12 protein-coding genes and 2 pseudogenes are annotated in these 15,227 nt (G+C 36.3%); 6 read left to right on the plus strand and 8 right to left on the minus strand.

Annotation, left to right across the window (positions count from 1 at the left end; translation table 11 throughout):
• Positions 1-2: 2 nt before the first annotated feature.
• Positions 3-1,118 carry a pyruvate dehydrogenase (acetyl-transferring) E1 component subunit alpha gene (gene pdhA, locus JNUCC51_RS07195; RefSeq protein WP_337991419.1) on the minus strand — a complete coding sequence of 372 codons (1,116 nt, stop codon included), beginning with the start codon at positions 1,116-1,118 and terminating at the stop codon, positions 3-5.
• 398 nt (positions 1,119-1,516) lie between these two features.
• Here pdhA and def point away from each other — a divergent pair, with 398 nt between their 5' ends.
• Entirely contained in the window at positions 1,517-2,074 is a 558-nt protein-coding gene (def, locus tag JNUCC51_RS07200; RefSeq protein ID WP_337991420.1) for a peptide deformylase, read from the plus strand.
• Positions 2,075-2,185: 111 nt separating this feature from the next.
• Here the strand turns inward: def and phnX are convergent, their stop codons facing one another.
• From phnX to JNUCC51_RS07225, 5 genes are read right to left on the minus strand one after another with little or no spacing between them, the layout of a single operon-like run.
• On the minus strand, positions 2,186-2,992 hold the full coding sequence (gene phnX / locus JNUCC51_RS07205) for a phosphonoacetaldehyde hydrolase (protein WP_337991421.1): 807 nt from the start codon (positions 2,990-2,992) through the stop codon (positions 2,186-2,188).
• The gene (locus JNUCC51_RS07210; RefSeq protein ID WP_337991422.1) at positions 2,982-4,082 is read right to left on the minus strand and encodes a 2-aminoethylphosphonate--pyruvate transaminase; all 1,101 of its coding nucleotides are present in this window, start codon (positions 4,080-4,082) and stop codon (positions 2,982-2,984) included. The genes phnX and JNUCC51_RS07210 overlap by 11 nt, the downstream gene beginning before the upstream one ends.
• Positions 4,083-4,100: 18 nt before the next feature.
• Positions 4,101-5,081 (minus strand): extracellular solute-binding protein, encoded by a 981-nt coding sequence (locus tag JNUCC51_RS07215; RefSeq protein WP_337991423.1) that lies wholly within the window; start codon positions 5,079-5,081, stop codon positions 4,101-4,103.
• Positions 5,044-6,708: an ABC transporter permease gene (locus JNUCC51_RS07220; RefSeq protein WP_337991424.1), complete on the minus strand. Its 1,665-nt coding sequence runs from the start codon at positions 6,706-6,708 to the stop codon at positions 5,044-5,046. Before JNUCC51_RS07220 ends, JNUCC51_RS07215 begins: the two co-directional genes overlap by 38 nt.
• Positions 6,701-7,453 carry an ABC transporter ATP-binding protein gene (locus tag JNUCC51_RS07225; protein WP_268636815.1) on the minus strand — a complete coding sequence of 251 codons (753 nt, stop codon included), beginning with the start codon at positions 7,451-7,453 and terminating at the stop codon, positions 6,701-6,703. Before JNUCC51_RS07225 ends, JNUCC51_RS07220 begins: the two co-directional genes overlap by 8 nt.
• Positions 7,454-7,599: 146 nt before the next feature.
• Here JNUCC51_RS07225 and JNUCC51_RS07230 point away from each other — a divergent pair, with 146 nt between their 5' ends.
• Complete coding sequence (locus JNUCC51_RS07230) at positions 7,600-8,376, plus strand: DeoR/GlpR family DNA-binding transcription regulator (protein ID WP_337991425.1); 777 nt, start codon at positions 7,600-7,602, stop codon at positions 8,374-8,376.
• Between the two features lie 480 nt (positions 8,377-8,856).
• Here JNUCC51_RS07230 and JNUCC51_RS07235 read toward each other — a convergent pair whose 3' ends face one another.
• Positions 8,857-9,627: a Cof-type HAD-IIB family hydrolase gene (locus JNUCC51_RS07235; protein WP_337991426.1), complete on the minus strand. Its 771-nt coding sequence runs from the start codon at positions 9,625-9,627 to the stop codon at positions 8,857-8,859.
• 447 nt (positions 9,628-10,074) lie between these two features.
• Between JNUCC51_RS07235 and JNUCC51_RS07240 the strand changes: the two genes are divergently transcribed.
• From JNUCC51_RS07240 to JNUCC51_RS07255, 4 genes and pseudogenes are all read left to right on the plus strand, one after another.
• Positions 10,075-10,284 (plus strand): DNA-dependent RNA polymerase subunit epsilon, encoded by a 210-nt coding sequence (locus JNUCC51_RS07240; RefSeq protein WP_100543180.1) that lies wholly within the window; start codon positions 10,075-10,077, stop codon positions 10,282-10,284.
• 5 nt (positions 10,285-10,289) lie between these two features.
• Entirely contained in the window at positions 10,290-11,957 is a 1,668-nt protein-coding gene (rnjA, locus tag JNUCC51_RS07245) for a ribonuclease J1 (RefSeq protein WP_337991427.1), read from the plus strand.
• Positions 11,958-12,082: 125 nt separating this feature from the next.
• Positions 12,083-13,116, plus strand: a pseudogene (locus JNUCC51_RS07250) (IS1595 family transposase).
• A gap of 179 nt (positions 13,117-13,295) precedes the next feature.
• Positions 13,296-13,827 (plus strand): annotated as a pseudogene (locus JNUCC51_RS07255) (hypothetical protein).
• Between the two features lie 502 nt (positions 13,828-14,329).
• On the opposite strand, the gene JNUCC51_RS07260 reads toward JNUCC51_RS07255, so the two are convergent.
• Positions 14,330-15,163 (minus strand): TetR/AcrR family transcriptional regulator, encoded by an 834-nt coding sequence (locus JNUCC51_RS07260; RefSeq protein ID WP_337991428.1) that lies wholly within the window; start codon positions 15,161-15,163, stop codon positions 14,330-14,332.
• Between the last annotated feature and the right edge of the window lie 64 nt (positions 15,164-15,227).

The raw sequence follows: 15,227 nt of genomic DNA on the forward strand, positions 1-15,227 counted from the left end.
GGTTATTTCGACTCCTTCTCTTTGTAGATTTCATACTGTTCTTTTAAATTTGATGGCATTTCGCCTTTATACATGTTTTCCATTAACTGTGTTACTTTTTGTTTTGGAGCAGCATCGGCTTTCTTGATTGCCTCTTTAATTTCTTCTTTTGCACGCTCAATAACAGCCTCTTCTTTTTGCTCATCCCATAAGCCTTTTGCCTCTAGATATTTACGGAAGCGTACAAGAGGGTCTTTTTGTGCCCATTCAGTATCTGTATCCGATGTACGGTAACGCGTTGGGTCATCCCCTGCCATTGTATGAGGACCATAGCGATAGCACATTGTTTCAATTAAAGTTGGACCTTCGCCATTAACTGCGCGCTCACGTGCATCACGTGTTGCTACGTAAACTGCTAACGCATCCATTCCATCAACTAAAATACTTGGTATGCCTGCTGCTACACCTTTTTGAGCAATTGTTTTCGCAGCTGTTTGTAATTCACGAGGTGTTGAAATTGCATATTGGTTATTTTGTACAATGAAGATCGCTGGTGATTTAAATGCACCTGCAAAGTTAATGCCTTCATAGAAATCCCCTTGCGATGAACCACCATCACCTGTATAAGTTACAGCTACAGCTTTTTTACCACGTTTTTGAATACCAAGCGCTACACCTGCAGCTTGAATATATTGTGCACCGATAATGATTTGAGGCGCTAATACGTTTACACCTTCAGGAACTTGGTTCCCCATAAAATGACCACGTGAGAATAAAAACGCTTTATCTAAAGGTAAACCATGCCATACGATTTGTGGTACATCACGGTAACCTGGTAAAATCCAGTCTTCTTTTTCTAATGCAAAGTGTGAAGCAAGTTGTGAAGCTTCTTGCCCAGCCGTTGGTGCATAGAAGCCTAATCGACCTTGACGGTTAAGAGAAATGGAACGTTGGTCTAAAATACGTGTATAAACCATACGCGTCATTAACTCAACTAACTCCTCATCAGATAACTTTGGGTCTGCCTCGTCATTTATAATTTCGCCTTCTTCATTCAAAATTTGAAACATTTCAAATTTATCTTCTATTTCAGTTAGCGTTTGTTTAGCATCAAAAATATTATTGTTTTTCTTGCCCATTTGTCACATCTCCCTTTCAACTGTATTAAAATAAATCACCATTTTAACTAGTACAACTTATTCTTTGCACTCAGTATACTGAATAAAATACTGTCGGTCAATCATATAATACGCGTATTAACAAAGATTTTTTCTAATATAATGATTAAGCAACCCTGTTTCATACTGTATCATCAATAAAGAAGAACTGTATTATAACAACATATCCGTAGTACACAATTATTCAGTTCCATTACACGATTACCAATAGTAGAATGCCCCAATTCTAGACAATCTAATAGCTTTAGAAAAATTTTTTAAGTATATTCAAATAAGGTCTTTTTTCATGTGATTGTTTTAAGACGTGATGTATGTATACTTATAAGTAAGCACTACAAAGTTGAAAGGAAGATTCATATATGATTTTAATGGATGATATTATTCGCGAAGGTCATCCGACTTTACGCACAAAAGCTGAGGAGGTCAAATTCCCTTTAACTGATGAAGTAAGACTGCTAGCAGAAGACATGCTTCAATATTTAATAAACAGCCAAGACCCTGAAATTGCAGATAAATATAATTTACGCGGCGGCATTGGATTAGCTGCCAATCAAGTAAATAGCCTACATCGAATGTTTGCCCTTCATTTAACAGATGACAACGGTGAACAATTAAGTTTTGTAGCTATCAACCCTAAAATAGTTAGCCACTCTGTAGAAAATACGTACCTTCCAGCAGGTGAAGGCTGTCTTTCTGTTGATCGCAATGTTCCAGGCTATGTACCCCGTCATGCTCGTGTTACAGTTAAATTTAAAACAATTGACGGTGAAGAGAAAAAAATGCGACTTAAAGGCATGCCTGCTATAGCCTTCCAACACGAATTAGACCACCTTAACGGCATTATGTTTTACGATCGCATTAATGAAAAAAATCCATTTGCGGAAATTCCAGATTCTACACCTTACGAGCGCGATTAGGAGTAAAGAACGACAACAAACCCCTGCAGTTATTACAAACTGCGGGGTCTACTTTTTTCAGCCTCGCTGTATCTACTACCCGTCACTTTCAACTATAAAATACCCCAATTTTTAGGCTATTCCTATTCCTCGCTCTAAACGTTCATTAATTTTTTCCAGCAGTACAGGCAGTTCTTCCATCGTTCGAATTGTATAATGGGCACCTGTTTCCTTAAATATTCGTGCTGTTTTTTCAATAGTTATTTGCTGCTCTTCTTCAGATAAAGCCATAAACTCTTCTTCAGATAACCCCATTTCAGAGCTTCCAACAATAACACCAACAGCCCAGACACCTGCATTTAAAGCCTCTTTAATATCTGAGGTTGTATCACCAATCTTCACAACTTGATTCGTTGCCTCAATACCTAATGCTTCCATATTTTTAAAAATCATATATGGGTATGGACGTCCTTTATCCCCTACTTGAGTAGGCGTTACTAAAAAATCAGGTTCATAACCTTTTGCCGCAGCGTGTTGAGTCACTACCTCCATCATAGAGTCTGTATACCCCGTCGTGGAGCCAAAACGAATACCCTCTTCCCTTAATCGACGCACCGCTTCTTTCACATGCTGTATCGGATCTGTGTAAGTAGCTAACGACTCCATTAGCTTTGATTCAAACTGCATATATAAAGCTAGGACATCCTGTTCCGTAAAATCTCGCCCATATTTTTGGTTCCAGACCTCACGAATTCTAGGCATTTCGAGCATTGTACGAATATGATCGATTTTCAGCATTCCCATAGGTTTACGCGCTTCCTCTAGCGTTACCTCAATTCCCGCATCTTCAAAAACTGTCAGGAAAACATTCACAGGGGCAAAGCAACCAAAATCAACAGTTGTACCTGCCCAATCTAAAATAACACCTTTAACCTTCATTGTTCATCACCGCCATATAATTTTCGATAACCTTACATAATGTAGTCATATCATCTTCATGAATATCTCCAATATTGCCAATTCGGAATGTATCAATATCTGTTAATTTCCCTGGATAAATAACAAAGCCTGCTTTTTTCATCGCACTATAGAAATGCTCGAAAGAGAACCCTTCATAAGGGAATAAAAACGTTGTAATAATAGGTGATTGTAGTTCCTCTGAAATATAGGCATTAAACCCAAATTCTTTTAAGCGAGAGCGAAGTATATAATTATTATTCGCATATCTTTCGTAGCGAGCATGTATCCCCCCTTCTTCTTCGAGCTCCTCTAATGCCTTCGCAAAAGCCGCCACTACATGTGTAGGTGATGTAAAACGCCATTTTCCATCTAGTTTCATTACTTCCCACTGATTATATAAATCTAGCGCAACGCTTCTCGCTCGCCCTTCGCACTTTTCTAACTCCTCAATTCTTGCAATAACAAAGCCAAACCCCGGTACCCCTTGGATACATTTATTAGCACTGCTAATTAAGTAATCAATCCCTAATGCTGATACATCCATTGGTACGCCACCAAAGCTACTCATCGCATCAACGATAAACGTTTTGTTCAACTCTTTCACAGCGCTTCCTATTTCAGCAAGAGGATTTAATATTCCAGTTGTCGTTTCACAATGTACAACGGCAACATGTGTTATTGTTGAATCATTTTCCAATAGCGCTTTAACTTCGAGCGGAGACGGTTGTTCATTATAAGGAACACTATAGACTGTGTGCTGTAGTTTAAGCACTTTAGCCATTTCGCCAATACGTTCACCGTAGGCACCGTTTGTGATAATAAGGATTTTATCTCCCTCACCAACCGCAGTTGTCAATACAGATTCTACAACGAAGCTACCACTTCCCTGCATAAGAACAGCTGTATAATCCGATTCTTTCACTTGCGCTAACTCTAAAAGCTGCTTACGTATCGATTGCGTGACATTTTTATAATCATCATCCCATGTGCAACGATCCTTTAACATCTCTTGTTTTACTGTTTCTGTCGTCGTTAAGGGTCCTGGTGTTAACAATTTATAGTTGTTCATAAAATTAAAAGCTCCTTATTATTGCGCTTCTTTAAAGAACGCTTGATGTTTTTCTAATAAATCCACCATTAATGTCGTGTCCCATTTCTTCAAATATTTAGGAACAAACTCTTCATTCACTTGCTCACCTTCATAAAGAGCAACAGGATATTGCTTCAATAAATCAGGACGGGCCTCTGTCGCTATTACTTTCGCTATTTCACGTGCCAACGCTTCATCGCCCTCTTTATCTACCACAGCCACTGACTCTGTTAATGTATAGTTTCCTTCTATCGGATCGATGTAATCAATTGGCAGCCCTTCATTTTTAGCATCGATAGCTTGAATACGCAGACCAAACCCGACAGCCACTTCGCCCGTTTTTACTTTTTTAATAGGCCCAGAGCCTGAGCTTTCGATATGCGGGCCAGCATTTTTAATTAAATCAGCTAATATTTGTTGACCTTCTTTTTCTCCATATTCTTTAATAATCGCCTGCACTAATAACCAAGCTGTTGACGATTCTAAAATGTTTGGAAATGACAATAAATCTTTATAAGCAGGTTCTGTTAGATCCTTTATGGATGTTGGGACTGGCAAACCTTTTTGTTTTAATAAATCTGTATTAATAAAAATCGAACCGATATTCCCTAAAATCGGTAACGCAAACGTAGTACCACCATCTAGAGGCTTTAGATCAGAAGATAAATCCACAAACATTGACTGAGATTTTTGCGCACTTTCAATAAAATAGGAAGCCATAGTAACGACATCCGCCTCAATGTCTTTCCCTTCAGCCATCATTTTCCCACCTAGTTCAGAAGTACCGAATGATTGGATTAAATACTTTCCTTCGTAACCTTTTTTATCTAATGTTGCTTCCATTACTTCAACCGCTTCATCATCAGCATTTGAATAAATAATCACTTGATCTTTCGAACCCGCTTCCACTCCCCCACAAGCAGCCAAAACAATTGCTGAACTAACTGTACCTAACATCATTACTGTTGATTTTTTCATCTTTATGCTCCTTTGTCTTTTCTTTAGGCATTGCTATATAATCACAACCTAATTTCACAATGAGGTTTGTACATAAAATAAAAATCGATAGGACAAAAATATCTGTATACTTTGCGAAATGTTGAAGTTCTTTTATACGTGTCGATACAAGCATCGTTTTCGTAGTAACAAGGAAAATTACCCCGCTAACAGTCACCATGGCATTTAAAAAATAGTAGCTAAACATTTGATAAATTGTAGGTCTGATATTCGGTAAAATAATGCGAATAACAGTTTTTAACCATGAATCTTTTAATAGTTCCGCCGTCACTTCCCATGTCAGATCCATCTTTTGCAATGAATTTTTCGCCATTAAGTACGGTGTTGTAAAGAAATGAACAATATTACACGCAATAATGATAAGGTAAGTCCCTTTCAAGGTACTCCCGTTAAAGAAAAACAAATAAGAAAGACCGAGTACCATACCTGGAACAGTATTAGTAATCATCGAAGCAAGATCTATGCTTTTCCTTCCTTTAAGTGGTGTTCGTACATTTAATAGAGCGGACACAAACGCTACTACCACACCTAAAACCGCTGTCAAAACAGCAACAATTAGCGAATTCATATAGACTGTCTTCAAGCCCTGTTCAGCTAGTACGTTTTTCACATGTTCTAATGTAAATCCGAAATCATATGGATAGCCCTTCGTGAAAGGTACTATAAATATTGTCAAAAACATGATGAACACTGCACCTATACAGACAAACGAGAAAACAGTAAACATCAAGTCACGGAACCGATGAACAATGATGTCACTTTTACTTACTTGCTTATACTGAAAATTGAACCGTTCTAAAATCGTTAACATAACAACTCCAAGTACGGCAGGTACTAACATTAAAATCGAAATCACTGCACCTCTCTCGAAATGTACAATGGCGCCAAGCATCGCTTGATATAGCTCAGTTGCAATAACTTTATAGCCACCACCCACTGACGCAGGTATCCCGTAATCTGTAAAGCTTAAAACAAATGATAGTATGAATGCCCCACCAATCGTCCCTAGCATCGGTCGAAATACTGTATGATAAAATCTTCGCAATGGACGATCATGCATCAGCATGGAAACTAACAGAAAACGCTTATCAATGTATTGCATAGAATTTTGCATTAATATAAAGGCAACAGGTAATGTATAAAGTACATAACCAATTAACAAACCGTTAAATCCATATACCCTAAACAAGGGCTGACCAAATATCTTCGTAATAATCCCTTGATTGCCAAATGTATAAATTAGCACAAAGCCATATGTAATGGTTGGCAATAGCATTGGTAATGTAATACCAACTTGCACAAGTTTTTTTGTAAAGGGATGCATCATTGTAAAATGAACGGCATACGCCAATAGGAAAGCTAAAACCGTCGTTATCAAAGCCGCTACTAAAGAGACATGAAAACTATTTAAAAACGCATCTCGAATCTCTACATTTTGCAATGCTTCTACATAATTTTGAATGGTAATGACATTTCCTTTTTTTAAAGACCGCCAAAACATATAAAGTAACGGAACAACTAAAAAGAAGATAAAAAAGAAAACAATTGGTAGAAAAATTAATTTCATCATTTTATTTGTTTTAAGCATACGATTCTCCAAATAGCTGATAAATGTTATGACGTTTTATACGAAGCTGCCTTAATATAAAATCTTCCACAAATTTGTTTTCTGGCATATTTAATATTTCTTGTGGAGTTCCAAATTGCGAAACAGTTCCCTCATTTATAATCAGCACTTTATCTGATAGTGTGAGAGCCTCTTCTGGATCATGGGTCACAATAATAGTCGTTAAATTAAATTGTCGAGCAATTGATTGAATACGTTCTTTAATCGATTCTTTTATTACGCCATCAAGTGCACTTAACGGTTCATCTAACAATAAAATTTTGGGCTGCATTACGAGTGTTCTAGCTATAGAGACACGTTGTTTTTGTCCACCTGATAACTCATGAATTTTTTTATGTAAATGTGGGGTCAGTTCTAAAAAGTCTATATATTCCTGAACCTCCATTTTTGACATTCCTTCTTTTTTATTTTTCAAACCATACACGATGTTGTCATATGCATTTAAATGCGGAAACAACGCAAAATCTTGAAAAACAATATTAAACCCTCGATCTTGCATGGATTGTTTCGATATATCTTGTCCATTGAAAAAAAGCTGTCCATCCGTTTGTTGCGTAAGACCTAAAATAATATTGAGTAAAGTTGTTTTTCCACAGCCACTCGGGCCTAGTAAAGAAACTATTTCACCAGATTGAATGCTTAAATTTATATTCTCTATAACTTTTTTATTTTTATAGTTTTTCGAGATATTTTTTAGTTCTAACAAATCATTCACCTCTCTTTAGTTCTTAGTTTAAGTATAGGAACAATTTGTAAAGTGGATTAAGTATTTGTGTAAATGTTGAGTAAATTTTGACAAAGTATTGACAAAGTTATGAGTGTTTTGAGTAAATAATAAGGAGAGGTGATGAAATGTATACAATAGAAAGGCAACAACTTATTTTGCAATTTGTACGGAAACATAAGGTAGTAAAATTAGTAACACTAACGAATGAGTTCAACGTATCAATGGAAACAATCCGTCGTGATATTCAACAACTAGCTCAAGAAAAGAAAATCGAGAAGTTTTATGGCGGGGTTAAATATATTGAACCTGTTGAGGGATTGATTGATAACCGACTTCATGAACAGCTACCAGAAAAAGTCGCTATTGCAAAAGCATGTGCTTCTTTAGTACAAGATGGAGAATGTATTTTTATAGATAGTGGAACAACCACATACCAAATGACACCTTTTTTATTAGAGAAAGAAAAATTAACTGTCATTACAAACTCACTTCCAGTAGCCTTCGATTTAATTGGCTCCAATATCGAAGTGATCATCATCGGTGGTAAAGTTCGTCATTCCGAAAAATCTGTAACATCTAATGATTTCCTCTTCCGCTTCGATCACCTTAATATTAATAAAGCTTTTATTTGCGCTAGCGGAGTATCGATTGAAAAAGGAATTTCAGATTTCAGTTTAGAAGAAGCTATTACCCGAAAACAAATTATAAATATTTCTCAAACTGTATATGTAGCGGCAGACTCTTCGAAATTCAACAAAGATGTCGCTATTCAAGTTTGTCCAGTAAATGAGGTAGATATGATTATTACAGATTACGCAATCTCTAAAGACACTATCAATCATTTCACGGATAAAGGTGCACAACTGAAAATAGTAAAAACAAACATCGAAGACACTAAATAATTTACTAAATAAAAAAGCAACTAGCTGTAATCATTCTTACAACTAGTTGCTTCTTAGTTTCTTCAATTAATTGTACCTTCGTCCGGGATCGGTTTGTACTTAGGCCTGCACGAGGGCCGACACGATGTCGGTCATTTCGGTAATGCCACAGGACGTGGCGTTTTTACCGATGCAGGTCAGTTAGCCGTTATCACATGGATGCGATGATTTTAGGCTAACATCCCTAAGCACTCCTTTCCGATTACGTGACATCTGCCAGAGACTTAACTTATTTCAATGGATGTCTTTTGTACCGAAAGCGTAGCGACAGGTACAGATGTTTTTTGCGCGAAAGCGTAGCGTCAGCAACAGATATTTTTTGCGCGAAAGCGTAGCGTCAGCAACAGATATTTTTTGCGCGAAAGCTTAGCGTCAGCAGCAGATATTTTTTGCGCGAAAGCTTAGCGTCAGCAGCAGATGTTTGGACCCCACTGAAATAAGTTAAATAATATTTAATTGGCGCATGATTTTAGCAAGGCCGTCCTCATCTACATGCTCTGCTATATGAGTAGCAACAGCCTTTACTCTTTCATGCCCATTCCCCATCGCAACACCAGTCCCAACAGCCTGCAGCATTTCAATATCATTGATACCATCCCCAAAAGCAATGGCATCATTTAATGTCAGCCCCATTTTCTCAAGGACCTTTTCAATACCCGCAGCCTTTGAGCCTCCCTTTGGTAAAATATCGCAAGAATAGCGATGCCAGCGTACAAACTGCACATTTGGGAATGCTTCACGATATAAATGTTCATCATTCTCTTCCATAAAAATAAGTGTTTGATATACTTCGTTCTGCATATAATAAGTTGAATCTATTTTTGGATATGGGTATTTTAATGTATTTAAACTTTCTGAGATCATTTCGTTATTTCCAACAGATGCTATCATTTGCTGGTCGTCTAAAAATACAACAGGTTCATGTCGCGCATCACCAAAGGCAATGATTTTGGATAGCTCGTCTTTCTCAACACCATTTGTATAGACAATTTCACCACGATAAACAACATATTGCCCATTAAAAGTCACATACGTATTAATATCTAGCTCTTCTAGTAAGGATTGAATCATGAAAGGTGCACGTCCAGTTGCAATCGCTATCTCATAACCATTACGACGAGCCTCCAAAAGCGCATTTTTCGCAGAAGCAGGTAATATTTTCTCACTATTATAAAGTGTACCATCTACATCAAAAAATAATATTTTCTTCATCATATAGTCCCCTTCATTATGTATTATTTCGCAAGGTTAATGACTTTACAGAGGCAATATTTTTCATTATAATGATCCCAAGGAGTGATGTGCCATGCTGAAGAAACTCAAACGTAAATTGTTGAAGCAACTTCGCGGCATACTCGGAAAAAAATCAATTGCCTAACATTTGCCCTTCATTATTTGAAGGGCTTTTCTTTATTTTAGAGTAACTGCGTGATAATATAAAGGAAATGCATTTATTTGGCTATGTGCAACCACTGTCTCATTGCTTATTTCAATTACACCTTGTTGTAATTACGTCTGGATTGTAACACTGAGATACAAGAACTTCAAACGCCTAATTTCTTCCGTTGTATACTAGAAATTGCTGTTTTTTCTTGTAGTACGTGTGTGGTATTAGTCAAAGGTGCAAGAAAATTGTACGCAATAAAAGGAGAGCAAACTATGATTTACAAAGTTTATTATCAAGAAAAAGCAAATGAAATTCCAGTTCGCGAAAACACTAAAAGTCTATACCTTGAAGCTGCTTCAGAACGCGAAGTACGTGAAAAGCTAAAAGACCGTAACTACAACATCGAGTTCGTTCAACTGCTTGAAGGTAACTATTTAGCCTACGAACAAGCAAGTCCGAACTTCATCTTGGAGGAAATTTAACAAACATGAAGTTTGTTAAAAATGACCAAGCAGCTGTTTTCGCGCTCGGCGGACTGGGCGAAATCGGCAAAAACACTTACGGCGTTCAATTTCAAGATGAAATCATTTTAATTGATGCCGGTATTAAATTCCCAGAGGACGACTTACTCGGCATTGACTACGTTATTCCGGATTATACGTATTTAGTACGCAACGTCGACAAAATTAAAGGATTATTTATTACACATGGACACGAAGACCATATCGGTGGTATTCCCTACTTATTACGTCAGGTAAATGTCCCTGTCTACGGCGGTAAGCTTGCACTTGGTTTATTACGCAATAAGTTAGACGAGCATGGCTTGCTACGTACAACAAAGCTTATTGAAATTAAAGAAGAGGATGTTATTAAGTTCAGAAAAACATCTGTTAGCTTCTTTAGAACAACACATAGTATTCCAGATGCTTACGGGATCGTTGTAAAAACACCACCTGGTAACATCGTGCATACAGGTGACTTTAAATTTGACTTTACACCTGTAGGTGAGCCAGCCAACTTAACAAAGATGGCTGAAATCGGCCGTGATGGAGTACTATGCTTACTTTCAGATAGTACGAATGCAGAAAAGCCAAACTTCACAATGTCAGAGCGTACAGTTGGAAAAAGTATCGATGAAATTTTCCGCAAGGTGGATAGTCGTATTATTTTTGCAACTTTCGCATCTAACATTCACCGTTTACAACAAGCAACTGATGCTGCAGTAAAATACGGAAGAAAAATTGCTGTCTTCGGACGTTCAATGGATAATGCCATTACAATTGGTCGTGAACTAGGTTATATTAATGCACCAAAGGATACATTTATTGATGCCCAAAGCATTAATCGTCTTCCTGCCAACGAAGTAATGATTTTATGTACAGGCTCTCAAGGTGAACCGATGGCTGCCCTTTCTCGTATTGCCAATGGTACACATCGTCAAATCCAAATCCAGCCTGGCGACACAGTTGTCTTCTCTTCTTCGCCAGTACCAGGAAATACAGTAAGTGTAAACAAGATCATCAACTTACTTTTCCGTGCAGGAGCAGAAGTTATACATGGTGCACTAAATAATATCCATACTTCTGGTCACGGTTCTCAGGAAGAACAAAAATTAATGCTACGTTTGATGAAGCCTAAATTCTTTATGCCGATTCACGGTGAATTCCGTATGTTGAAAATGCATACTCATCTAGCAGAAGATTGTGATGTTCCGCTTGAAAATACATTCGTTATGGAGAATGGTGACGTGTTAGCATTAAGTGCCAACGAAGCACATGTAGCAGGCCGTATTCCTTCAGGAGACGTTTATATTGACGGTAATGGTATTGGAGATATCGGCAATATCGTATTACGCGATCGACGCATTCTTTCTGAAGAAGGTTTAGTGATTGTTGTTGTAAGTGTGGATATGGAAAACCAAAAAATTGTTTCTGGTCCAGACATTATTTCACGAGGCTTTGTTTACATGCGTGAGTCAGGTACGATGATTAATGAAGCACAAAAAATGCTAAACCGTCACCTGAACGAGACAATTCAAAGCAAAACTCCTCAATGGACTGAGCTGAAAAATGAAATTACTGACGTTTTAGGACCATATTTATTTGAAAAAACAAAACGTCGCCCTATGATTTTACCAATCATTATGGAGGTTTAACCTCGTTACAAAAGACTACGCAAAATTGCGTAGTTTTTTTATTTGGCTGTTTTCGTATAGATTGTTGCTCTCTTGAAAATACTGAATATGGTTGAATATAATGCATTTTCAGGAGGCGTTCAATAATGTGGAGATATGTATATGAAGCAGTCGGAGAATTAGGAAAAGCAGATCGACTAGCCTTATTTAAGGCAATGAAACAAGATCTATATCCAAAAGAAGAAAATAAAATGGAAGAATTACTTCCTAAGATCAAGGAGTCTCGCTTTTCGTCTGGTTTAGGTTGTCTTCATTGTGGAAGTACTGCCGTAAAACGTAATGGTAAATATCGTTCTAGACAAAGATATTTATGTAAGGATTGTGGAAAAACATTTAATGATATGACAAATACGCCTTTTTCAGGTTCGCGTTATCCGGAAAAATGGATTGAATACATTAAAATGATGATAAACGGTGTTACATTACCGAAGATTTCAGACTCTTTAAAAATTCATATATCTACCGCTTTTTATTGGAGACATAAGATTTTAAACGCTTTAGGAAGTAACGGCTTCAACCAATTATCTGGCATCATTGAAAGTGATGAGACTTTCTTTCGTGAATCTTTAAAAGGTCGTAGATTTACACATCGTAAACCAAAAAAACGAGGAGAAAAGGATGAAAAACGAGGGATTTCAAATCAGAAAATTGCTGTAGTTGTAGCAAAAGATCGAAATAACAATATTATTGCGAGGATGGCGGGTAGAGGTCGTGTAAAAGCAGAAGAAATTGATGGGGTTATCGGGGATTATATAGCCCATTCTTCTTTGTTATGCACGGATACCGCAACCAATTATAAAAAATTTGCAGCAGCAAAAAATCTTAAACACGAAACAGTTAATCTTAATCAAAATCAACGAGTAAAAAAAGGGATATTCCATATACAACACGTTAATAACTTCCATCGCCGTTTGAAAGGATGGATGGAACGATTTAGGGAGTTGGTACGTATTATTTGGATAGTTACCTTTACTGGTATCGTTGGCTTGAGTTACATAAAAACTTGGCATTTGAAAATCGGGTAGAGCAAATGCTTATTTCAACTTGTCAAAAATCTAACTATTTCACAATTGAAGCAATAAGAAAAGGCAAAGAGCACCATTTATCAGATGCTTTTTAAGCGGATTCAGTGGCTTACTGTTATTCAATTAGCGAAGCAAAAAGAGGTTTTCGTTGAATTAATATGGTAAATTTTATAAAAGGTGGATTTTTTTATTGTTTCTCCTTATAATATACAATATATAAGCGTGTGTTTTTATACTACTAGATTTTTTGTAAGTAAAAGTGTGGGATGGTTAATTGAATTTTATTACTTGGTCAATTATTGCAGCAGAAATTGGTTTTTGGATTGTTATAATACTCGGTCTAACTTTACGTTATGTATATAACTTTAAAAAAATGGGATCGTTCTTTTTACTTCTAACACCCGTGATTGATATGTTTCTGTTAATCGTAACTGCTATAGATCTATTAAAGGGTGGAAATGCAACTAAGTCTCACGCAATTGCTGCTATCTATTTAGGTGTCTCGATTGCTTTAGGAAAGAGTATCGTTCGTTGGGCTGATGAAAGGTTCTTATACTACATAAAAAAAGACTGGTTTCGCATATGCTCGTAATTCTTTGAAAGGGTCTTTTCAGCATTTATTTGCATATATCATCGGAGCAGGATTTTTATTAATATTGATATACTTAGTAAATGATGCGGACCGTAGCTCTATACTTTTTGAAACACTAAAAGTATGGTCTTTAGTACTGGGAATTGATTTTATCATATCTATTTCATATTTCATATTTCATTTGGCCACGAGGAAAATAGTTATTTTACATTAGAAGTAAGTAAAATATTTTAAAAATAATGAATGTTTTTTCTTCAACTAACCAGAGCCTTCGTTAAATTTTCGATTTACGAAATATCAAACCGAAAAGACAGATTTATCCTACACATTAAATCTGTCTTTAACAGCAACAATCTTTGAGAAAACAGCCTTTTATTTTCATTTTTTCGAAACTCTTTGTTCTTTTTTTCGTATATAGTATAACGACTCTAAAATTCTTTTGACGACAATACGATTCGAAAATAAATTAGAGTAGTTCAAGAAATAGCTACTTAAATGGAATCATGTCCCTATTAAGTACTATTAGAAACTCTGCAATCACTTCTAATCACCTAGACTAATACATAATTGCCGCTAACACTTCAATTTTTCGCACAACATTCTTTAACCTTAACCAATTTCGCAGTGTCATAATTTTAGCTTTCGCACAGAAATTACTGAATGAAGATAAAAATAGGATCGCTCACCCGTTAAAGTGTGCAACCCTATCCTTATGTCTACATATTAAAGTATTTGCCTATTTTATAAGCAACCCAACGATAATCTGGCTGCAAGCGTATGTTTTCAATTAAACCTTTTAATATCGCTTTACTATAGGTTGGACTTTCGACTTGAAATTTTAATAATTCAAGTGACTCACGTTCTATAGAGTCTTCTAAGCCATCTAGATGTTGTTCGATCAATTCTAGCAAAGATTCCTGTGAAACTTCTTCATCAAAAGATTCTGCCGTTAATTGAACAAGCTCTTCGGTAATAAAAGGTATCGTCGTATTCCGTGCAATAATTTCCGTCTTTTCTGCTAGAGATTTTGCCAATTGATCTAAATCGAGCGGTATATCGGAAAAAATAAAAAGTTCCGAATAACTTTTCATAAATCCTTTAATGCAATACATAACATCGTATTTTGTGTCATGAAGTTCATCCTGATATAGCTGCTCAAGCATATAGATGATCGACTTAGACATCTCGACATCATAGGCAATTATTTTCTGAAACAATTCTTTTTTTGTAAGAAGTACTTTCTCATTAAAAAACACACGGGCAGATGCAGCATGATTTTTAAATGCTTGAAAAATACTTTTGTAAAATTCAACTAAAATGATATCTTTACTAAGTGAACTTCTGACTACTTGGTCAACGTCAGTGACAAACTGTTGTAGATAATACTCTACCATAGAAATTAGAAGCTCGTCTTTTGTTTTGAAAGATAAATAAAATGCACCTTTTGATATTCCACATCGTTCTGTAATTTGCTGTACAGATGTAGCTTCGAAGCCTTGTTCCGAGAATAGCTCCAACGCTTTTTCCATAATAAGTTGCTTTTTTAACATACTTTTAATACTCTCCTAATGTATTTCATTGACAAATGACCGATTAGTCATTAGTATAAATAAC

The sequence above is a fragment of the Lysinibacillus sp. JNUCC 51 genome, from assembly GCF_015999525.1.
Taxonomy (GTDB): Bacteria; Bacillota; Bacilli; order Bacillales_A; family Planococcaceae; genus Lysinibacillus; species Lysinibacillus xylanilyticus.

What these genes read in the sequence shown, in the direction of transcription:
- JNUCC51_RS07240 (WP_100543180.1), top strand. Translation starts at nt 10,075, where the DNA reads ATGATTTACAAAGTTTATTATCAAGAAAAAGCAAATGAAATTCCAGTT.
- JNUCC51_RS07210 (WP_337991422.1), bottom strand. Translation starts at nt 4,082, where the DNA reads ATGAACAACTATAAATTGTTAACACCAGGACCCTTAACGACGACAGAA.
- pdhA (WP_337991419.1), bottom strand. Translation starts at nt 1,118, where the DNA reads ATGGGCAAGAAAAACAATAATATTTTTGATGCTAAACAAACGCTAACT.
- def (WP_337991420.1), top strand. Translation starts at nt 1,517, where the DNA reads ATGATTTTAATGGATGATATTATTCGCGAAGGTCATCCGACTTTACGC.
- JNUCC51_RS07235 (WP_337991426.1), bottom strand. Translation starts at nt 9,627, where the DNA reads ATGAAGAAAATATTATTTTTTGATGTAGATGGTACACTTTATAATAGT.
- phnX (WP_337991421.1), bottom strand. Translation starts at nt 2,992, where the DNA reads ATGAAGGTTAAAGGTGTTATTTTAGATTGGGCAGGTACAACTGTTGAT.
- JNUCC51_RS07230 (WP_337991425.1), top strand. Translation starts at nt 7,600, where the DNA reads ATGTATACAATAGAAAGGCAACAACTTATTTTGCAATTTGTACGGAAA.
- JNUCC51_RS07220 (WP_337991424.1), bottom strand. Translation starts at nt 6,708, where the DNA reads ATGCTTAAAACAAATAAAATGATGAAATTAATTTTTCTACCAATTGTT.
- JNUCC51_RS07215 (WP_337991423.1), bottom strand. Translation starts at nt 5,081, where the DNA reads ATGAAAAAATCAACAGTAATGATGTTAGGTACAGTTAGTTCAGCAATT.
- rnjA (WP_337991427.1), top strand. Translation starts at nt 10,290, where the DNA reads ATGAAGTTTGTTAAAAATGACCAAGCAGCTGTTTTCGCGCTCGGCGGA.
- JNUCC51_RS07260 (WP_337991428.1), bottom strand. Translation starts at nt 15,163, where the DNA reads ATGTTAAAAAAGCAACTTATTATGGAAAAAGCGTTGGAGCTATTCTCG.